Raw genomic sequence first — 18,769 nt, 5'->3', positions numbered from 1 at the left:
TCTCTTTTCTATTTTTATTGCCTATTAGGCTATTTTAACAAATTTAGGTTGGATTTTAATCGCGAGTAAAGCCAGTTGCACCAGTCCGTGCGACATTTTTAATCCCATAAGGACGAATGACACGCAAGAGAGCTTCGTTCTTCTCTGCATTTCCTGTCATCTGCACGGTGATGGAACTTGGAGCCACATCTACCACAGTTGCGCGGAAGGGCTGGATAATAGCCAGCAATTCTGCCCGTTTCTCTGCTGGTGCAGAGACCTTGATCAGAATCACTTCACGCTCTAGGTGAGGTTTATCTGTAATGTCTCGGACGCGAATCACATCGACCTGGCGATTGAGTTGCTTGATGATTTGTTCGACTTCATCATGAGAGGCAACATCGATGATGATGGTAATCCGTGATACATTCGGATTTTCTGTTGCTCCTACTGAGATGCTCTCAATGTTGACTTGTCGTCTAGACAAGACACCAGTGAAGCGATTGAGAACCCCAGACCGGTTTTGAAGTTTGGCTGTTAACATTCTACGCATTAAACTTCACCCCCAACATCTCATGATTGCTCTTACCAGCTGGTACCATTGGTAAAACGTGCTCTTTCCGAGAAATGTCGATCTCGATGAACATTGGTACATCTTCGGTAATGACTTCCAAATCTTTCTCAAGGGTTTCAGGATTATCAAATTTGTAATTCTTAATCCCATAGGCTTGCGCCATCAATTGGAAGTCAGGCAAGGTTTCAAAGACAGACTCTGATGTCCGCCCATCATAGAAGGCTTCTTGCCACTGACGAACCATCCCAAGTGAATGGTTGTTGAGCATGATGACCTTGATTGGAATCTTGTAAACATTCAAGATAGCCAATTCCTGATTGGTCATCTGGAAACCACCATCTCCGACAAAGAGCACAACTTCTTTATCCGGATTAGCAATCTTAGCACCAATGGCGGCTGGCACACCGAAGCCCATGGTCCCTAGTCCACCAGAAGTCACCAACTGCCGTTCATTTTGATATGGGTAGTACTGAGCTGCCCACATCTGGTGTTGGCCAACGTCAGTCACGACGATGGCACCGCCCTTAGTCAACTCACCCACGCGTTCAATAACCGCTTGGGGTTGGACGACACGTTCTTTCTTATCATAAGAACGAACCCGATTTTTATCTTTGGTAACCTTCTCGACCCATTTCTCCGTATTGTTATGAACTACCGGCTCTGCTAATAACTGTTTTAAGGCTTTTTTGGCATCACCAACGACTGGAATATCGACTGCAATGATTTTACCGATCTCTGCTGGGTCAATATCAATGTGAGCGACTTTAGCATTCTTCGCAAAGGTTTTTGGATTTCCTGTCAGTCGGTCATCAAAACGACAACCGATGCTAATCATGAAATCTGCTTCTGTCATGGCAATATTGGCCGCAAAGGAACCGTGCATGCCTCCCATCCCAAGGAAGAGAGGGTGACTGGTCGCAATCGTCCCCTGTCCTAGAAGACTAGTTACCACAGGAATCTGATAGCGCTCTGCCAAGGCTACCAATTCGTCCGCCGCTTCTGCATAGCTGACGCCGCCTCCAGCCAAGAGGACTGGTTGTTTAGCCTTGCCCAGTTGCTTCAAGATTTTCTTAATCTGCAATTCATTAGGGTCAATGGTCGGCTGGTAACTTGGAATATTGATGGCCGGATTGAAAATATAATCTGTTTCTAAGGCAGAGACATCTTTTGGAAGGTCAATGACGACGGGGCCTGGACGCCCAGTTGTCGCAATGTGGACGGCTTCCGTGATAACCCGTGGAATATCCGCTGTCTCACGTACTTGGTAATTGTACTTAGTAATCGGCATGGTAATCCCAACAATATCTGCCTCTTGAAAGGCATCTTTCCCAATCCCAGAACGATTGACCTGTCCAGTAAACACAAGAAGTGGAACACTATCACTCATGGCATCTGCAATCCCTGTAATGGCATTGGTTGCCCCAGGTCCACTTGTGACGACGGCCACACCTAGCTTCCCAGTTGATTTGGCATAGCCTTCAGCTTCATGCAAGCAACCTTGTTCATGTCGACCAAGAATGTGTTTGATCCCTTTAAAACTATAAATAGCATCATAAAGGGGCAAAACAGCTCCACCTGGGTAACCAAAAATGGTATCGATTCCAAGGTCTCGAAGCGTTTCTAGTACAAGCTCTGAACCTGTCTTTGCAGTTTCTAAGGTAATTTTCTCCATGTCTCTCCTTTCTGTTTCTTTGATTATCAAATGAGCATGCTACTATCATACCTTTTTTCAAATAACTTTTCAAGTAAAAATCACAAATTTTCTGAATTTTCTATCCAAATCCGAATAATGAGATATTTCCTGAAAAAAGAACAATCCAATCAAAAAAGTCTCTAGGAATCCTAGAAACTTTGCTTGCTTATAGCCAGCCCCTTTCTTGGGCAATCTTTGCTGCCTCGGTCCGGTTCTCTGCATCCAATTTAGTCAGAATCGCTGACATATAATTGCGGATGGTCCCGTTAGAGAGAAATAAACGATCAGCAATTTCTTGGTTGGAAGCTCCTTTGGCGACTTCTTTTAGGACTGCTTGCTCCTGAGAACTTAGAGGATTGGGATGGGTCAAGATTCCCTCCATTAATTCAGGAGAATATTCTTTTTGACCTGCCAAAACCGTATGAAGAGTAGCCATCAAGTCCGTGATGCGGCGTTCTTTTAAGACATAGGCATCGACTCCAGCCTTCAGGGCCCGCTCAAAGTAACCCGGCCGCTTAAAGGTGGTAACGATGACAACCTTGAGCTGGGGTTGTTGACTTTTGGCCCATTCCAACACTTCTAGCCCTGTTTTGATGGGCATCTCAATATCTAAGATAGCAATATCGACTGGATGGGTTTCGAGTAAGCGAATAGCTTCTTGCCCGTCTCCAGCCTGCAAGACTTCTTCTACATCCTCTTGCAAAAGCAAGAGCTGACAGAGGGCATCGCGTAACATACTTTGGTCTTCAGCAACTAATAAGCGCATCTTATTTCCTTTCTTGATAGGGGATCCGTATTTCTATGCGGGTTGGCTTGTGACGACGACTGATCTCTAACTCTCCTCCCAATAAGGCAATCCGTTCGCGGATCGAGTGCAGATCCTTATCGGAAACTTTACTAAAGCCGATGCCATTGTCTTCTGCAACCATTTCTACACCTGTCTCGGTGGAGCAATAAGAGAGAAAGGCCTGCGTCGCTTTGGCATGTTTGATCATATTAGTGGCTAATTCCAGAGACACCATGGCCAGAGCAGACTCTAGGATCGGCGAGATGCTAGCTGTATCGAGCTCATTCTGAATCTCCACTTTGACTTGCGCCACTTCTAGCATTTGCTGGACAGTTTCTAGCTCTCTTGTCAGGGTTCGCTGCTTCAAGTTCTCCACAATCTCTCGGACTTGGTGCATGGACTCTTGGCTAATGGCTTGAATCTCTTGTACCTGCTCCTGAGCCTTCTCAACCTGTCCTAATGCTAAAAATTGATCGGCTAGATCTGCCTTGACACTGAGCATGGCAAAGGTGTGTCCCAGGCTGTCATGTAGATCGCGGCCAATCCGATGGCGTTCGTTTTCAGCCAGCAAGAGATTGATCTGGGCGTTTTGCTTGGCATGGTCGACTTTCAACTCCTCCATCATTCGAATCCGGACCATGCCGTAGGTCATAGCATGGGTAAAGAAAAAAATGATGATTAAAAATACCCATTCATATTCCATCGCACTCTGTTTGAAAAAGATAATCCCAAAAAGCAGGAATTGTGACAGAAAAACTGTCCAAAGATAGGGAGAGCGCAAATTGCGTATTTCAAAGTGATAGACCAACAGATTGCTGATGAAGAAATAAAACCAAAAATAGTTGGGATTAATATAAAGAGTATTTCCTGCTACATAGGCTAGGAGATAAAACCAACAGACCCAGGTCAGCTTTTTGTTTTCTGTCATCAAAATCTCTAAATAGGAGGCAATAAACAAGAGGGCTAAAAAGAAGTGCCAGTAGGGAACCTCCCCTAATAAAATAGAGATAAATGGAAAGCCCATAAAAACTAGGCTAGCGTAAAACATATAATGGATGCGTTTGAGTTTTTCAATCATGCACGAACCTCAGAATGACGACGATAGACGATGACAAGAGCAAACAAGAGCAAGGTAAACAAGGTTAAATAGAGACTAGCCAAGACATTAACCTGCCCCTTGTTTAAAAAGGTCTTGATCAGTTCCATCAATTGATAGGTTGGCAGGCATTTGCCAATAGCTTGCATCCATTCTGGAAAGACACTAATCGGCATCCATAGGCCACCCATGACAGCCAGTCCCATATAGAGGAGATTGCCCGCAACCGACATCAATTGACTGGAAGGAAGCAAGGTCAAGACCAGACCGATAGCTACAAAAGCTAGACTTCCTAGGATGAGAAGGAAGGCTGCTAAGACCCAATCCTGTAAGGGCATGTTCACATGGCGCACCACATGACCCACTGTAAAGACGACCCCAATAGAGAGAAGAAAGTCTACAAAGAGACCCGCAACCTTTATTAGATAATATTCTACCATAGATACGGGGGTATGGCTCAAGACTTTTTGCCAATTATTAAGCCGATCGGTTTCAAGAACTGTTGGAAAAGAAAACAGAGCCGTAGACATCATGGAAAAAGCCGTCATGGAGAGGAGATAATCCCTCATAAAATGAGCCGGTGCCCCTGGTGTGTCCTGGTACAGCCCTGAAAAGAAGAGATAAAAGGCCGTGGGCATCCCAATTGATAACAAGTAATAAATGGCTTGGCGTCGAGTCAAATGCCACTCAACCACGCCGAGAGCTTTCATGCGTTTCATCTTCTCTACCTACTTCCTTTGTATTTTCAAAAATAGAATCCAATAAACTTCTATTGGTCACCTCGATCTCTTGGATCGAACAGCCTTCTTCCTGCAATCGCCTCCACAAACGATTGGCATCACCTGTCACAACCTGAAGGGCATCGGGTTTGACCGTCACTTGACCAATCCCTTCCATCTCGGCCACTAGAGCTTTGTAACGCAAAGGAAGGGTGAAATGTTTTTCTACCTCTTCGCTTCTCATAGCGAGAGGTGTCGTATCCCGAAGCAAATGGCCCTGGTGCAAGACCAGGATCCGGTCAGCTGTATGCTCTACTTCCTCGATGTAATGGGAAGAATAGACTATAGTCACACCTTGGTCCTTTAAATGCCCTACGATCTCCCAAAAGCGTTGGCGAGTGGACGTATCCATGGCAGCCGTTGGCTCATCCAGAAACAGAAGACTGGGACGACCAATCAAGGTCAACACAAAGGATAGGAGACGCTTTTGCCCACCAGACAGCTTACTGGCTAATTGCTTCTTTTGTTCTGGAGTAAAACGCAATAAATCATCGATGTCATTGACCGTTAAAGGGTTGGGATAAATGGAGCGAAAGAAACTGATCAGTTCCTGCACGGTTAGCTTTTGCACGATGGCATTCTCTTGAGGGAGATAAGAGACACTAGCCTTTAGTTGAGGATGGCCAGGAGCTTTTCCTTCTATTTCAATGATTCCAGAAGTCACCTTCCTATCTCCTAGGAGGCAATTCATCAAGGTTGTCTTCCCTGCCCCGTTTGGCCCAATCAAGGCCAGACAGTCCCCTCTCTCGACTGTAAAAGAAAGATCTTCTAGGATCACCTTTCCTCTGATACTTTTGTTCAAGTTCTCTACTCTAATGACACTCATGAGACTCTCCTTTCAACCAAATCTGGCCAGCTGGAATGATGACATAGACGACCAAGGTCACTCCCCAAACCGTTTGGAAAAACCAGCTAGGAAAATGGGCAGAAAACCAGCCCGTCATCATCTCAGTTACCCAAAGGAGCAAACACAAAACAGCTACCAATCCAATTTCAAGTTTCTTTTTCATTGCTCCATCTCCTTTTTAACAGCCTTGATCATCTTCAATCCTTCTTGGACCGCCCAGCTCATGATGCCAATCCCAGCAAATAATTCCCAAGGGAAATGGTAATAGAGACTATCATCCTTTGAAAAGATCAAATAGACGACCATCCCAACCACTGTTAACGTAAACACTTTATAGAACCATTGTTTCATTTTTCCTTACCTCTTACTTTCTGACTATATTATAGCGAAAGGAATAACTGCCCACTAGATGATTTTGTCACTGGCTCACATGACAAATGTCATGGAAAATAAAAAAAGGCCGGACAAGAGTCCGAGCCTATGGTGCTGGGGTTTCTTCTTTGAAACCATGGAGTTTTAATCCTGTGAAAACGGTCGATGCCTTGATGTCTTTTAGGTCACCGATACCAAGATCTTTAAAGTAAGATAGATCTTTAACCTTGTCCCAATCAATGGTTTCCATATCAACAGAGACTGTTGAGGCTAATTTTTTCTCTGGAGTGACCTTATATTCGATACTGAAGCCAGCTGTGTCTTTCAGAGCCTTGTATTCTGAATCTGACTGCAAACCTTCATTGATAATTTTTGTCATTTCTTCAGGACTTAAATTAGCTGAATTAGTGGCAATTTTTTCTGGTAGGGCCGATAAAACATCTAACTTTAATTTCTGAACCTTATCACCTTTTGTCGTGATGGTGTAGCGATGTTGATTGCCATTGATTTCTGCAGTGAGAACCTTGGTTTCTTCCTTTGCCTCACTGGTAACAGTTTCACTTTTTTCTATCGAAGTAGTGGTTGAGCTTTTTGATGTTTCTGTGGACTGGGACTTAGTAGCACAACCCGTCATCACAAAAAGCAAAGCTCCTAAAAAGCAGATTACCTTTTTCATTTGCTTTTTTCTCCTATTTCTATTTTTCTAAAGTATAACATATCAAATAAAAATTGTCTAAAAACACCTATCTAATCGCTTTCATAAAGCTTTTTTTATCAAAAAAAGGGCCAAAAAATCATTTTTTGGCTCTTTTTCCTGCTATTTTTGAAATTTTTTGATTATTCAACGCTAAACAAATATGGGTAAACTGGTTGATTTCCTTGATGAATTTCGACTTCGACGTCCTCATATTTAGCCATCAAGTTTTGAGCCAAGTCATTGGCTACTTCTTCTTTACCATCTTCACCGATATAAATCGTGACAATTTCACTATCTTCGTCCAACATCTTGTCAAAGGTTGCTGTCAAGGTTTCCATCATATCTGGATTGGAAACGACGATCTTACCATCAACCATTCCAAGATTGTCGTTTTCATGGATTTCAAGACCATCAATAGTGGTATCACGAACGGCTGTCGTCACACTACCTGAAACAACATCTTCCAATGAAGCGCTCATGCGTTCGTAGTTTTCTTCGATCGACTTGCTCTCATCAAAGGCAAGAAGACTGGTCAATCCTTGAGGGATGGTCTTCGTCTCTACGACTGCTGCTGGTTGCTCAATGACTTCTGCTGCAGATTGAGCCGCCATCAAGATGTTTTTGTTATTTGGCAAGATAATGATGTTGCGCGCATTCAACTCTTCAACAGCTTTGACAAAGTCTTCTGTCGAAGGGTTCATGGTTTGACCACCAGAGATGATGTAATCCACTCCTTGCGCTTTGAAGATATCCGCTAAACCGTCACCCGCAACGACTGCAATAATCGCATATTCTTTTGCTTCAGCTGGTTTCGCTTGACGTTCTTCTTTTTCAACTTGTGCTTCGTGCTGGTTGCGCATGTTGTCGACTTTCACCTTAACCAAGCTTCCGTACTTAAGACCTTCTTGCATGACAAGACCTGGATCTTCAGTATGGACGTGGACTTTGACGATTTCATCATCGTTGACGACTAATAGAGAATCCCCAAGATTGTTCAAATAATTACGGAATTCGTCGTAGTCAAAGTCTTTGACATAGGTTGGACCTTGTTTCAAAGCGACCATGATCTCAGTACAGTAACCAAAGGTGATATCCTCGGTTGCCACATGGCCCGCTACGGACTTGTGGTGTTCTGCATTGATCATTTCTGACATGGTTGCTGGAGTCGCCACAAATTCTTCAGAAGCGATGAACTCTCCTGTCAAAGCTGATAGGAATCCTTCATAAATGAAGACCAAACCTTGACCACCAGAGTCCACTACACCAACTTCCTTCAATACAGGAAGCATATCTGGTGTTTTGGCAAGAGCTGTCTTAGCTCCTTCAAGGGCCGCACGCATGACTTCAACAGCATCATTGGTAGATTCTGCTTTTTTCTTAGCACCGATGGCAGCACCACGAGAAACGGTCAAGATGGTTCCTTCGACAGGCTTCATAACAGCTTTATAAGCTACTTCAACCCCTGCTTGGAAGGCTGCCGCAAGAGCTGCTCCATCCAATTCATCCTTGTCTTTGACACTTTGAGAAAATCCACGGAACAACTGAGAAGTAATAACCCCTGAGTTTCCACGCGCTCCCATCAAAAGCCCCTTCGCAAAGATATTTGCTGCTTCTCCGACAGTTGAAGCAGAGCGATCAGCTACTTCTTTTGCACCATTTTCAATGGTCATTCCCATGTTGGTTCCAGTATCACCGTCTGGTACAGGAAAAACGTTCAATGAATTGACATACTCGGCTTGTTTATTTAAGCGAGTAGCCCCTGCTTGGACCATTTCTTGAAATAAACTAGTTGTAATTTTAGACACGATTATTCTCCCACAATTTTAATGTTTTGGATATAGACGTTGACTGTATCCGTTGTGATTCCAAGTTGATTTTCTAAACTGAATTTGACACGCTCTTGAATATTTTTTGAGACTTCGCTAATCTTTGTACCATAGCTCAAAACAGTGTAAACATCAACCGCAATACTTCCTGCTTCCGCTGTTTTCACAACGACACCCTTAGAGTAGTTTTCCTTACCTAAGAGAGCTTGGAAATTATCTTTAATCGCGTTTTTGCTGGCCATTCCAACCACTCCAAAAATTTCAGTGGCTGCACCGCCTACAACAGTTGCGATGACATCATCGGTCAATTCAATTTGACCATCTTTTGTATTGATTTTTACTGTCATAATTTCTACCTCAAAAGTATTTTATATTCTATTTTACCATAAAAGAGGGCGCGTGTAAAAGGGATACACCTTTCTCCTATCGGTTGATACAAATGTCCAAAAAGAGAAAAGAAAAGGATCTCCAAGAGATCCTCATTTCTGATTAAACGCGTTCTACTTTACCAGATTTCAATGCACGAGCTGAAGCCCAAACTTTTTTAGGTTTACCATCGATAAGGACAGTTACTTTTTGAAGGTTTGGTTTTACGGCACGTTTGGTTTGGTTCATCGCGTGTGAACGGTTGTTTCCTGATACAGTCTTACGACCAGTAAAATAACATACTTTAGCCATTCTGTTTTGCCTCCTATTAGATCTAATATTACGGATGTGCTAGCACCACATACCGTACTATATTACCAAAAAAACTTTCTCTTGGCAAGACCTTTGAATAAGTTTTTCTTAGATCGGCTTATGAAAAGTTATTCTCACCTACATAGATGATTTCTAGATTCCCCAGTGAGACCTCTCCGACGATGTAAAAGTCTTTGCTGGTTAAATTGCTAGGATTTTCCTGGTGTTGGATAGCTGACAGAGAACTTTCTACATTGACATGAACCCGCCAGTCGCTCGGGACATAGAGACTCAAACTTCCAAGGGAGACATCCACCGCAAACTGGGCTGAGGGTCCTTCTATCCGGCAATTGTCAAAATAGATAGAAGCTTCTCCCAAGCTCACATCCGCACTCCCACCCGTAAAATTCTGGTCATTCAAATACTTGGTCACTGTAGAGAAGGAGACGTCGATGTCATTGCCAGCAGTTTGCGAAGATGTTCCTGCTGAGTAGGAGTTCCAAGTAGTTTTTGCTTTTTTGGAAGGCTTGAAGAGAATATTGAGACCGATTACCGCTAAAATAGAAGAAAAGATGACCACCGAATTGGATACTGGAAGAAAATGGTATTGGCCATTAAGGGAGAAGAGGGCCAAGATCCCATATAGGAAGCCCCAACCAAAGTGGCGCTTCAAGAAACTAGAGAGGGAAAGGACTGCGAGCAAGACAACCCAAGCCAGCGTCCAGATACTGATCTCCCATTTTACAAAATAGCCTTGTAAGAGCACCAAAGCTGCTAGGAGGATTAAGAAAATCCCAATTAATTTATTTTTCATTTTGTTACCTCATTTCCTTTAACCGTTCTTTTAAGAGTTGATAATAGTGTCGGGACACGTGTACCTGCTTATGGGTTTGATAAAAGTTTACTGTACTGGTTCCCGAAAAAGATTTTTCGATGGAATAAATCTGCTTGGTATTGACGATGGTCGACTTGGAGATGCGACAGAAAGCAATCGGCAAGATTTCTTCCAATTCGTAGAGTTTTTGACGGACCTCATAAGCCTCTTCTCTGGTATGTCCATAGATCTTTTCACCATCTGTCTCAAAGAAGAGAATTTCTGACACATCTACAAAGTACTCGCTTCGATCCTTGTAAAAGGTCAAGGGCGTCATTTTTTGCTCCAAGATCAACTGTTGCAAGCGGGCGACATCCTCCGTCAATCGAGGAGCCCGAATGATCATTTCTGGCTCATCCATCTGCGGATCTAATTCGATACGAACTTTCATAGGACTCCTTTCTTAACCTTTGTTAGTAACATTATAACAGCTGTTCGAAATCTTACAAGACCTTTTCGGTAAGTGGTTCTTTTCAGCCCCTAAGTGGTTCTTTCAGACAGCTAAAAAGGACTTAGTCTGAAGAAATCTCTTCATACCAAGCCCCTGAAGCGAATAAAATTGGAAGCATTATTTTTCTTTTGGTGCGTCTGGAAAAAGAAAACCGAGACCAAGACAAGCCAAGACACCCGCAGTAATCACGACCCCATTTGAAATCGGAAGAAGGTCATAGATGGCATTGGCAATGATAAAACCAATGATGGCACAAATCAAGCTGGACTTGTAGTCTTTCTTGAGTGCATTTTCAAGCGTAAAGAAAGCAAACAAGACAACTGGAACCAAGGGCCAAAGATTGGCATCTATTTTCGGATAACCAACCATACTAAAGGTGATGACAGCAATAGCTGCAAGGATAAATCCAAGCCCAATTAATTTTTTCATGATACTACCTCTTTTTGTAATGTTATCAGAAGACTAGCTTCTTTTGATAAACCTACTATAACAAACAGAGGCAAGGGTGACAAGGAAATTTGGATAAGCGGTCAAATTATCGGACTATCTGGTCACATGAACATGAATGAGCCAGATGAACTAGCCATTTTTAGGGGATGGTTCCCCTCCTTCATGAAACCATTCCAGTCCATGACGATTGAGAAAAGCAAAGATGAGTTTGAAAATTTTTTTAATCATTTGGTACAAATTTTGGTACAAAAAGTGATTCGACATCAAAAAAAGCCCGTCACAAGGGGCTTTTTCTTGTATAGTTTAATGCCGAATGCAGGGATCGAACCTGTGACCTACGCGTTACGAGTGCGTTGCTCTACCAACTGAGCTAATTCGGCGATTACTTTCTCAGTATAGCACTCTGATAGCGGATGTCAAGCACTTTTAGTTGATCTTTTTAATCAAAATCTGACAAGGATTTTGAGGCCCCCAAAGTTGTGGAAAAATCTCTAGTTTTTTAAAACCAAGACTGCGATAAAAGATATTGGTTCGGTCATAATCCTTGTTAGAACCTTCTGCCACTGTTTTTACCTGTAAATAGTCGACTTTTTTGCAGGCTTCACTTTCCAAAGTAGCAAGCAACTGACTTCCAATCCCCCTGCCTTGATGAGCTTTTTTTACACCGAGACAATCAATCTCTGCACAATCTTCACTAGAATAGGACAAGCTTACAAAGCCAAGCAAATCACCCTCCTGATAGGCAGCCCACACTTGCAAGTCCTTGGCTCCTTCGATGTAGGCTTGCGTGCTTTCTGGCATTCCAAACCATTCTGGCAAATCCTTTAAAACCTCGGCGACAACTGCCATTTTTTGCTCTTCATCCTTAACTTCTTTAATAACAAGCATCATAAGTTCCTTTCTTGATTTTAGTCCTACTTTACCTCTTACGAACCAGCACTTTCGTATGAGTCTAATCCCCTATCCCAGAGTTTCAGAGAGATGCAAAAGAAGATAAGAGAAATCAGAATCAAACCACCGATATTAAAGAAGACATCCTTGTCCTGCAAGAAATAGCTGGCAGGATAGTAGGCCGTAAAGGCGAAAGGTACAATAAAGCTAATTAACCAACGAAGGAGCGAATTGTAAATGGAAATCGGGTACTTGGCAAAATCATTAAACATATAGAAAATGTAAATCATGGCGCCTGACTGCTTGGTCCAAAAAGCGATGCTGGCTGTAGCAATTTTCAAGGAAGTGTAAATCAAGGTTGCAAAAGGAATGCAAACTAGAAAAATCAGGAATTTCGGTAGAGTCCAAGCAATGCTAGAGACCGTTGTCGCTAGTAAAATTCCACCGACCAAAAGTTCACCCAAGGCATCAATCTGAAAGGTCTCAACGAGGATGTGAAAGAGAGGATTGATAGGACGAGTCAGATACTTGTCAAACTCCCCTTTTCGGACTAAGCGTTGACCTAGTGCCCAGAGATTGTCAAAAAAGAGGTGGTCCAGTCCCTTGGGAATCAAGGAAAAACCATAGATAAAGGCAATTTCTTGAAAAGTCCAGCCTTCTAGCGAGGGGATGTGTTGAAAGATGACATTGAGAAACAAGAGGTTCAAGCCTTGGGTCAGAAAAACTCCTAGCACACCAACCACAAAATCGACCTTGTATTCCATGATTTGTTTGATGTATTGTCTGATAAAAATCAGATGCATGCGTTGATATTTTTTCATACTAACCTCCCTGAATGGTGATGAAGGACTGGACTCGTTTCCAAATCAACTGAGACAAGCCTAGCATCACTAAGAGCCAGAAGAACTGGAGCAAAAGCGCTTGAAGAATCTGACTGGCATCGTATTTCCCAACAATGATCATAACCGGAGTATAAATCAAGGATGAAAATGGCAAGAAGGACAGAATATCTGAAACAACCTTGGGAAAGAAAGCCAAGGGAATCAGACTCCCTGACATAAAGGCCACTATGGAAGTCTTAAGTAGATTAGAACCCCATAGATTTTTAAACACAAAGGCTGAAAATCCAAAGCAGATATTAAAGAAAAAGTTGATTAGGTAGGCTAGGGTTAAGCTAAAGAGATAAAGGATGGTTAATCCCAGTACTTCTACAATGCCTTGTCCTGATAAGATTTTCATCAAGACAATGACACTTAAAAATGGCAGTCCAACGCTGATAAAAATCAACCACTTGGATCCAAGCTCTGTAAAGAGGTAAGAAGCCGCAAAATGCACTGGTCGCAACAAACGCATGATAATGGAGCCATCCTTAACCTCCTCTCCAATCATAAAGGAGCTATCTGACCTGGTCAAAAGATTAGTCACAAAACTCATGATGATGTAGAGGGTAATATCTGCCATGCTGAAACCCTGAATCAAGGACTCTTGCGAGGAATCAAAGACTGCTTTCCAGAGATAAAAGGCCACAAAAGCCCCCATGACATCGCCAATCCGATAGAGAAGAAAATTGACTCGATAGGAGATCAACTCCTGAATCCCTGCATTGATAAAGGGTTTATAACGTCTCCACAATTTGACCATCTTAGAGCTCCTTTCGATAGAAGCGACGGATAATATCTTCAATATCCGTATCTACCATCTTCAAATCACGGACTTCAAAATCAGATAAGGTTTGCTTGATAATATCAGCTGATTGGTAGCGGGAACTATCAAATTCAATAGTCAGGTTATTTCCTTGTCTATCAATGGATATATCAGGTAAGCCTTCATAATGAGAGACGAGATGACTTTGACCTGGCGTCAGATCGAAGGAGAGAGTCTTCATCTTGCCAAAGGTCTCCTTGAGCTGGCTCACCGTCCCATCAAAAATCTCCTGCCCCTTGTCAATCATAAAAATCCGATCACAGAGTTGCTCAATATCGCTCAAGTCGTGAGTGGTCAAGAGAATAGTTGTCTCTTCCTCCTGATTAATCTGGGTGATAGCACGTCGAATGTTGTCCTTGACCGACACATCCAAACCAATAGTCGGTTCATCTAAAAAGAGAACTTTGGGATTGTGAAGCAAGGAAGCCGCAATATCCGCTCGCATCCGTTGACCTAGTGAAAGAGTCCGCACAGGATCCTTGATAAAATCCTTCAGATCCAAAACTTCATTCAAAAAGTCCATGCGCTTATGGAAAAGCGAGTCCGGTACATCATAGATCTCTTTCAAAACCGTGTAGGTCTCTTGCAGTGCCAAATCCCACCATAGCTGGGTGCGTTGCCCAAAAACAACCCCAATATCCTTGACATAATCTTGGCGATTATCCTGCGGAATCTTGCCATTAATCCGACAAAAACCAGATGTCGGTTTTAAAATTCCTGTCAGCATTTTGATGGTGGTTGACTTCCCAGCACCATTTGCCCCGATAAATCCTAAAATCTGCCCTTTTGGAACTTCAAAAGTTAAATCCTTGACCGCTTCAAAGGTCTGCCTTTCAGGATGAACAAAGGAGCGCAAGGCTCCCTTTAACCCCGGCTCCTTAACTGTCTTCACAAAATTTTTCTGAAGATGTTGCACTTCTATCATTGCCATATCTATCTCCCTATCGTAAGAAGCAACATTGTATTTTTGACTACAAATATTCTAAATCCTTACTTTCTACACTTTCTCAATATTATTACAGAAGGCTTTATACCAACCTATTATAATCTAATAAAAACAGGAATGCAAGCGTTTGCTTATTGATTATGAAATTAGAGATTTCTCTCTTAAAATGAAACTTTTAATCAAAAATTCTGTTAAAAAGTTTCCTTAAGACACCAAAAAACCTGCCCTTAGGGGCAGGCTACGAATTGTAAAAAGGCAAACTATTTTGATCAATATGAATCATAATCTCCTAATATTAACTCAACAATTTAATTATATCATGTAAAAACTATATTGGCCCTTCAAACAAAAAATTATTACTAGAAATGAGTGAATTGTTTTGTTTACAATAAACACTTTTCCAAATAAGAGAACCAAAAAAGACCTACCCTTACGGATAAGCCTTCTTACATGTTTATTTCTTTATTCAATTACTTGGCTTTCTGCCACTTTCTTGTACCAGTGAGCTGACTTCTTCGGATAGCGCTCTTGGGTTTCAAAGTCCACATAAAAGAGACCATAGCGTTTTTCGTAACCATTTGACCAAGAGAAGACGTCCATGAGTGACCAAATGAAGTAGCCTTTAACGTTTGCCCCATCCGCAATCGCATCGGACAGAACTTCCAAGTGTTGCTTCACATAATCAATCCGTCCATCGTCATAAACCGTGTTGTCCACAAACTCATCTTTGTAGCCCAGTCCGTTTTCAGTGATGTAGATTTTCTTATAGTTTGGATAATCCGCCTTCACACGCATGATCTGATCATATAGCCCTTGAGGATAAATGATCCAGTCCCAGTCAGTGCGTGGTACATAGTCAGGAGCTACACGACGACCAACACCTTTAATTTGGTACTTAGAGCTTCCTTTTTCCCCTTTACCATTATGAATGATTTCTGTTTCACCATCAAAGGCTTCCATCCAGTCACTCATGTAGTAGTTAATTCCAAGGAAGTCGTTTAAATCTTTAGCTGCTTCAAGCGCTGCAAAGTCTTCCTCACGAAGATCCAAGCTACCACCATTAACTGAAAGAATGTGGTTTACACCTTCCATGGTTTTATCGGAATAGTGTCCAAGGTAGGTTGCATCTAGAATAAACTTGTTATGGATGATATCTTCCAACTCAGCCGCACGAACGTCTGCTGGATTTTCTGGATCCAACGGATACTTAGTTGGAAGGGCGTGAACAACCCCGATTTCACCTATATATCCTTTGTCTTTGTACAATTTCACAGCTCGGGCATGCGAAACCATCATATTGTGGTGTGATTGGAAAACTTTGGCAAGGTCATACTGAATCCCTGGAGGGAATTTTCCTACTAAGTATTGACCATCACCGATTGGTCCAATTTCATTAAAGGTTGTCCAATAGTTGACTTCTGGGAATTCTTCAAAACAGAAGGCAGCATAATCTACGAAGTGTTCGATATTTTCACGATTTAAGAAGTCTCCGTTTGAGTGAAGAGATTCAGGAGTATCAAAGTGGTGAAGAGTTACGAATGGTTCTACATGACGTTTGTGGCATTCCGCAAATAGATTGTGGTAGAATTCAACCCCTTTCTGATTTACTTCACCATAGCCAGTTGGAAAAATACGTGACCAAGCAATAGAAATACGAATTCCGTTTACGCCATATTCTTCAGCCAACTGTAAGTCTACTGGATATTTATTGTAGAAATCGCTTGCTGGTTCTGCTGTATACCAATAGTTATCAGCTAAGTATTTGTCCCAAGCAACTGGTCCTTTTCCGTCAGCATGGGTAGCTCCTTCTGCTTGATAGGCAGCCGTTGCCCCACCAAAAATAAAATCTTTAGGAAGTGTTTTTGTCATTTTTTCACCTATTTCTTGATTGGTTAAAATGAAAAGTGAGGGGAGAGGAGTTAGTGAGCCATCCATCTCCATCTCACTTCTTATTCCAAGCCACCGAATTGTGACATGAGGAGGTAAAAACGATATATTTTTACCGACGAATTAACAAGTCGATTAGGAAAATCGCCATAGCGATTTCCGTTACGATAGGAGACTGTTTCACAGTCCCTATCGTTAATCGAATTGCGCTTGAACAAAGGCTAGAGCACCTTGTCCATCGCGTGTCAATTTAATGTACTGAGCACCTTCTGTCTTCGCCAATTTGATGCCTAGTTTATCTGTTTCAGCCTTCATATCTTCGAAGTTGGAAGCAACCTGAGGCGCCAAGATAACAAGGTCAAATTCTGGCAACATTTCACGGTGAGCACCGTAACCACCAGCAGCAGCCTTCACAGGAACCTTGTATTCTGCAGCAGCTTTATTCAAAGCATTGGCAAGAAGTCCACTAGTTCCACCACCTGCACAAAGAACCAATACGTTTGTTTCTTTTGTGATATTGTTTTGAACTGGTTCACCTTCAACACCAGCTTTTGCAAGAATAGCATCTGCTTTTGCAGTGTTAAAGTTTGCAGCTACTTTTTCTTTTAATTCATCATTAGCTTTACCTGAACGTTCTTCTTCAAGAATTTGTTCATCATAAACCTTGAGGAATGGATAGTAGATAGCAATATCTACTACAATTAACAATGCTGCAAGAGCGAATGATAAGAACTGGAAGTTTGTACCAAGAACAATACCAAGAGGTCCTGGTGTAGTCCATGGAAGGTTGGCAGTAAATGAGTTCATGCCAAGTGTTTCAATAAAGAACTTAAAGATCCATACGTTTGCAATTGGTGCAAAGATGAATGGGATAAAGAAGATTGGGTTCAAAACAAGCGGTGCACCAAACAAGATTGGTTCGTTTACACCGAAGAATGTAGGAACTACTGAAGCACGTCCAATAGCACGATTTCGTTTTGATTTACATAACCACATAAACATGAACGGAACAACAAGAGTTGCACCAGTACCACCCATAGTAACGATGAACATTTGTGTACCAGATGTAAGGATCTTATCAGCGTGCATACCTTGTTGGAGAAGGTTCAAGTTGACTTCAGCATTTGCATAAGTAATCGCTGCAATCGCAGGTTCAACGATAGATGGGCCGTGAATACCAATAAACCAGAAGAAAGCAAAAGCACCAAAAATGATCGTAATACCAACATAACCGTCTGCTGCTGAGAAGAGAGGCGCAAGGAGAGTACCAATAGATTCAGCTACTGTTACACCCAGACTTCCCTTCACAATCAATTCAAGTCCATAAAGGAGAACAACAGATACAGTGAATGGGATCAAGTCTTTAAATACTTGAGAGATATTCGGTGGAACTTCGTCTGGCATGCGAATCGTAACATTGTTTTTCACGCAGACTTTGTAAACATTAACGGTAACGAAGGCTGCAATAAAGGCTGTCAAAAGACCTTTTGTTCCCATGAAGGCAGTCAGAAAACCTCCTTCTTTCGCTGGTTCAGCTGCCATTAGTAGGAAACCAACCATAGATGCCAACATAGTTGACAAGAAGTTGATCTGGTTTGTTGCAGGTAAATCACGGTTGACAGAATCTGTCAAAGCTTTGGCTGTGGTTCCACCTACGAAGAAAGCCAGAATTCCCATCGAATAGCTATAAGGTGTCATCAAGAAATTCTCAATTTCTTTTGACCAATGGAAGCCCCACGCATTTGGGACGTAAGCAATCAATATAAAGATAGACGAGAATAAGATCACAGGCATCCCCGCGATAAATCCATCACGAATCGCACGCAAATATTTATTACGAGAAATCTTCTCGAAGAAAGGTTTTCCTTTCTCAATTAATTCAATTAATTTATGCATTATTTTACTCCTCTTTTGTATAATTCAATGAGATGATGAATCACATCTTTTAATAGGATCGTTGTCATTAAGTGGTCCTGTCCATGCATCATGGTAATGCTGTAGGGGAGGTCTTCTCCTGCTGCTTCTTGCGCTAGCATAGTTGTTTGAGACTTGTGAGCCTCTGCGATACAGCTTCCTGCTTCTTCTACCAAGCTTTCCGCTTGAGCGAAGTCACCCTTCTCAGCCGCCTTGAGGGCCTCCAAGAGTTTAGAACGAGCATCCCCTGCATACGCAACGATCTCAAAACCTAATAGTGTCATTTCTTCTTTGGTCATGACCAATTCCTCCAATTTGAATTTC

The 18,769-nt window shown here is 42.2% G+C and carries 22 protein-coding genes and 1 tRNA gene; all 23 read right to left on the bottom strand.

What is annotated here, in order from left to right; translation table 11 throughout:
* Window positions 1-55 precede the first annotated feature (55 nt).
* The 23 genes from ilvN to QM873_RS05390 all read right to left on the bottom strand — a co-directional run bounded on the left by ilvN (window position 56) and on the right by QM873_RS05390 (window position 18,744).
* Entirely contained in the window at window positions 56-532 is a 477-nt protein-coding gene (ilvN, locus tag QM873_RS05500) for an acetolactate synthase small subunit (protein ID WP_006594976.1), read from the bottom strand.
* Window positions 525-2,225, bottom strand: coding sequence for an acetolactate synthase large subunit (locus QM873_RS05495; protein WP_414278961.1), 1,701 nt, complete (start codon window positions 2,223-2,225; stop codon window positions 525-527). The genes ilvN and QM873_RS05495 overlap by 8 nt, the downstream gene beginning before the upstream one ends.
* Before the next feature lie 187 nt (window positions 2,226-2,412).
* The gene (locus QM873_RS05490; RefSeq protein ID WP_414278960.1) at window positions 2,413-3,012 is read right to left on the bottom strand and encodes a response regulator transcription factor; all 600 of its coding nucleotides are present in this window, start codon (window positions 3,010-3,012) and stop codon (window positions 2,413-2,415) included.
* Between the two features lies 1 nt (window position 3,013).
* Window positions 3,014-4,111: a sensor histidine kinase gene (locus tag QM873_RS05485; protein ID WP_414278959.1), complete on the bottom strand. Its 1,098-nt coding sequence runs from the start codon at window positions 4,109-4,111 to the stop codon at window positions 3,014-3,016.
* Window positions 4,108-4,848: an ABC transporter permease gene (locus QM873_RS05480; protein ID WP_414278958.1), complete on the bottom strand. Its 741-nt coding sequence runs from the start codon at window positions 4,846-4,848 to the stop codon at window positions 4,108-4,110. Before QM873_RS05480 ends, QM873_RS05485 begins: the two co-directional genes overlap by 4 nt.
* Window positions 4,817-5,734, bottom strand: a complete 918-nt coding sequence (locus QM873_RS05475) for an ABC transporter ATP-binding protein (protein WP_414278957.1) — start codon at window positions 5,732-5,734, stop codon at window positions 4,817-4,819. Before QM873_RS05475 ends, QM873_RS05480 begins: the two co-directional genes overlap by 32 nt.
* Complete coding sequence (locus QM873_RS05470) at window positions 5,721-5,918, bottom strand: hypothetical protein (protein ID WP_048714779.1); 198 nt, start codon at window positions 5,916-5,918, stop codon at window positions 5,721-5,723. The genes QM873_RS05475 and QM873_RS05470 overlap by 14 nt, the downstream gene beginning before the upstream one ends.
* Window positions 5,915-6,106: a hypothetical protein gene (locus tag QM873_RS05465; RefSeq protein WP_014712940.1), complete on the bottom strand. Its 192-nt coding sequence runs from the start codon at window positions 6,104-6,106 to the stop codon at window positions 5,915-5,917. Before QM873_RS05465 ends, QM873_RS05470 begins: the two co-directional genes overlap by 4 nt.
* Window positions 6,107-6,233: 127 nt before the next feature.
* Complete coding sequence (locus tag QM873_RS05460) at window positions 6,234-6,803, bottom strand: SP0191 family lipoprotein (protein WP_154854537.1); 570 nt, start codon at window positions 6,801-6,803, stop codon at window positions 6,234-6,236.
* 161 nt (window positions 6,804-6,964) lie between these two features.
* A complete protein-coding gene (locus tag QM873_RS05455; RefSeq protein WP_048691480.1) occupies window positions 6,965-8,629 on the bottom strand; it encodes a DAK2 domain-containing protein in 1,665 nt (554 codons plus the stop codon).
* 2 nt (window positions 8,630-8,631) lie between these two features.
* The gene (locus tag QM873_RS05450) at window positions 8,632-8,997 is read right to left on the bottom strand and encodes an Asp23/Gls24 family envelope stress response protein (protein WP_006594986.1); all 366 of its coding nucleotides are present in this window, start codon (window positions 8,995-8,997) and stop codon (window positions 8,632-8,634) included.
* Between the two features lie 142 nt (window positions 8,998-9,139).
* Window positions 9,140-9,328: a 50S ribosomal protein L28 gene (rpmB, locus tag QM873_RS05445; protein WP_001140948.1), complete on the bottom strand. Its 189-nt coding sequence runs from the start codon at window positions 9,326-9,328 to the stop codon at window positions 9,140-9,142.
* Between the two features lie 118 nt (window positions 9,329-9,446).
* Window positions 9,447-10,142, bottom strand: a complete 696-nt coding sequence (locus QM873_RS05440; RefSeq protein ID WP_195348239.1) for a LiaF transmembrane domain-containing protein — start codon at window positions 10,140-10,142, stop codon at window positions 9,447-9,449.
* Between the two features lie 4 nt (window positions 10,143-10,146).
* The gene (locus tag QM873_RS05435) at window positions 10,147-10,593 is read right to left on the bottom strand and encodes a LytTR family DNA-binding domain-containing protein (RefSeq protein ID WP_048788766.1); all 447 of its coding nucleotides are present in this window, start codon (window positions 10,591-10,593) and stop codon (window positions 10,147-10,149) included.
* A gap of 177 nt (window positions 10,594-10,770) precedes the next feature.
* A complete protein-coding gene (locus tag QM873_RS05430) occupies window positions 10,771-11,082 on the bottom strand; it encodes a LiaF transmembrane domain-containing protein (RefSeq protein ID WP_195348238.1) in 312 nt (103 codons plus the stop codon).
* A gap of 328 nt (window positions 11,083-11,410) precedes the next feature.
* Window positions 11,411-11,483: transfer RNA gene (locus QM873_RS05425), tRNA-Thr, on the bottom strand.
* Window positions 11,484-11,529: 46 nt separating this feature from the next.
* Window positions 11,530-11,991: a GNAT family N-acetyltransferase gene (locus QM873_RS05420; protein ID WP_195348237.1), complete on the bottom strand. Its 462-nt coding sequence runs from the start codon at window positions 11,989-11,991 to the stop codon at window positions 11,530-11,532.
* A 38-nt stretch (window positions 11,992-12,029) separates the two neighbouring features.
* Window positions 12,030-12,815, bottom strand: a complete 786-nt coding sequence (locus QM873_RS05415) for an ABC transporter permease (RefSeq protein WP_195348236.1) — start codon at window positions 12,813-12,815, stop codon at window positions 12,030-12,032.
* Window position 12,816: 1 nt separating this feature from the next.
* Window positions 12,817-13,635 (bottom strand): ABC transporter permease, encoded by an 819-nt coding sequence (locus tag QM873_RS05410; RefSeq protein ID WP_195550221.1) that lies wholly within the window; start codon window positions 13,633-13,635, stop codon window positions 12,817-12,819.
* Window position 13,636: 1 nt separating this feature from the next.
* Window positions 13,637-14,629 carry an ABC transporter ATP-binding protein gene (locus QM873_RS05405; RefSeq protein WP_195550222.1) on the bottom strand — a complete coding sequence of 331 codons (993 nt, stop codon included), beginning with the start codon at window positions 14,627-14,629 and terminating at the stop codon, window positions 13,637-13,639.
* A gap of 477 nt (window positions 14,630-15,106) precedes the next feature.
* Window positions 15,107-16,513: a 6-phospho-beta-galactosidase gene (gene lacG, locus QM873_RS05400; protein ID WP_324252812.1), complete on the bottom strand. Its 1,407-nt coding sequence runs from the start codon at window positions 16,511-16,513 to the stop codon at window positions 15,107-15,109.
* Window positions 16,514-16,726: 213 nt separating this feature from the next.
* Complete coding sequence (locus QM873_RS05395) at window positions 16,727-18,427, bottom strand: lactose-specific PTS transporter subunit EIIC (protein WP_195550224.1); 1,701 nt, start codon at window positions 18,425-18,427, stop codon at window positions 16,727-16,729.
* Window positions 18,427-18,744, bottom strand: coding sequence for a PTS lactose/cellobiose transporter subunit IIA (locus QM873_RS05390; protein ID WP_117745228.1), 318 nt, complete (start codon window positions 18,742-18,744; stop codon window positions 18,427-18,429). The genes QM873_RS05395 and QM873_RS05390 overlap by 1 nt, the downstream gene beginning before the upstream one ends.
* Window positions 18,745-18,769: the final 25 nt, after the last annotated feature.

It is taken from the genome of Streptococcus australis (assembly GCF_047463015.1).
GTDB classification, from domain to species: domain Bacteria; phylum Bacillota; class Bacilli; order Lactobacillales; family Streptococcaceae; genus Streptococcus; species Streptococcus australis_F.
The sequence above is the reverse complement of the archived record's forward strand: the minus strand, read 5'-3'. Positions and strand labels throughout refer to the sequence as shown.

Bases quoted from the DNA above. Each gene is read 5' to 3' on its own strand.
- ilvN (WP_006594976.1), bottom strand. From the start codon at position 532: ATGCGTAGAATGTTAACAGCCAAACTTCAAAACCGGTCTGGGGTTCTC.
- QM873_RS05495 (WP_414278961.1), bottom strand. From the start codon at position 2,225: ATGGAGAAAATTACCTTAGAAACTGCAAAGACAGGTTCAGAGCTTGTA.
- QM873_RS05490 (WP_414278960.1), bottom strand. From the start codon at position 3,012: ATGCGCTTATTAGTTGCTGAAGACCAAAGTATGTTACGCGATGCCCTC.
- QM873_RS05485 (WP_414278959.1), bottom strand. From the start codon at position 4,111: ATGATTGAAAAACTCAAACGCATCCATTATATGTTTTACGCTAGCCTA.
- QM873_RS05480 (WP_414278958.1), bottom strand. From the start codon at position 4,848: ATGAAACGCATGAAAGCTCTCGGCGTGGTTGAGTGGCATTTGACTCGA.
- QM873_RS05475 (WP_414278957.1), bottom strand. From the start codon at position 5,734: ATGAGTGTCATTAGAGTAGAGAACTTGAACAAAAGTATCAGAGGAAAG.
- QM873_RS05470 (WP_048714779.1), bottom strand. From the start codon at position 5,918: ATGAAAAAGAAACTTGAAATTGGATTGGTAGCTGTTTTGTGTTTGCTC.
- QM873_RS05465 (WP_014712940.1), bottom strand. From the start codon at position 6,106: ATGAAACAATGGTTCTATAAAGTGTTTACGTTAACAGTGGTTGGGATG.
- QM873_RS05460 (WP_154854537.1), bottom strand. From the start codon at position 6,803: ATGAAAAAGGTAATCTGCTTTTTAGGAGCTTTGCTTTTTGTGATGACG.
- QM873_RS05450 (WP_006594986.1), bottom strand. From the start codon at position 8,997: ATGACAGTAAAAATCAATACAAAAGATGGTCAAATTGAATTGACCGAT.
- rpmB (WP_001140948.1), bottom strand. From the start codon at position 9,328: ATGGCTAAAGTATGTTATTTTACTGGTCGTAAGACTGTATCAGGAAAC.
- QM873_RS05440 (WP_195348239.1), bottom strand. From the start codon at position 10,142: ATGAAAAATAAATTAATTGGGATTTTCTTAATCCTCCTAGCAGCTTTG.
- QM873_RS05435 (WP_048788766.1), bottom strand. From the start codon at position 10,593: ATGAAAGTTCGTATCGAATTAGATCCGCAGATGGATGAGCCAGAAATG.
- QM873_RS05430 (WP_195348238.1), bottom strand. From the start codon at position 11,082: ATGAAAAAATTAATTGGGCTTGGATTTATCCTTGCAGCTATTGCTGTC.
- QM873_RS05420 (WP_195348237.1), bottom strand. From the start codon at position 11,991: ATGCTTGTTATTAAAGAAGTTAAGGATGAAGAGCAAAAAATGGCAGTT.
- QM873_RS05415 (WP_195348236.1), bottom strand. From the start codon at position 12,815: ATGAAAAAATATCAACGCATGCATCTGATTTTTATCAGACAATACATC.
- QM873_RS05410 (WP_195550221.1), bottom strand. From the start codon at position 13,635: ATGGTCAAATTGTGGAGACGTTATAAACCCTTTATCAATGCAGGGATT.
- QM873_RS05405 (WP_195550222.1), bottom strand. From the start codon at position 14,629: ATGGCAATGATAGAAGTGCAACATCTTCAGAAAAATTTTGTGAAGACA.
- lacG (WP_324252812.1), bottom strand. From the start codon at position 16,513: ATGACAAAAACACTTCCTAAAGATTTTATTTTTGGTGGGGCAACGGCT.
- QM873_RS05395 (WP_195550224.1), bottom strand. From the start codon at position 18,427: ATGCATAAATTAATTGAATTAATTGAGAAAGGAAAACCTTTCTTCGAG.
- QM873_RS05390 (WP_117745228.1), bottom strand. From the start codon at position 18,744: ATGACCAAAGAAGAAATGACACTATTAGGTTTTGAGATCGTTGCGTAT.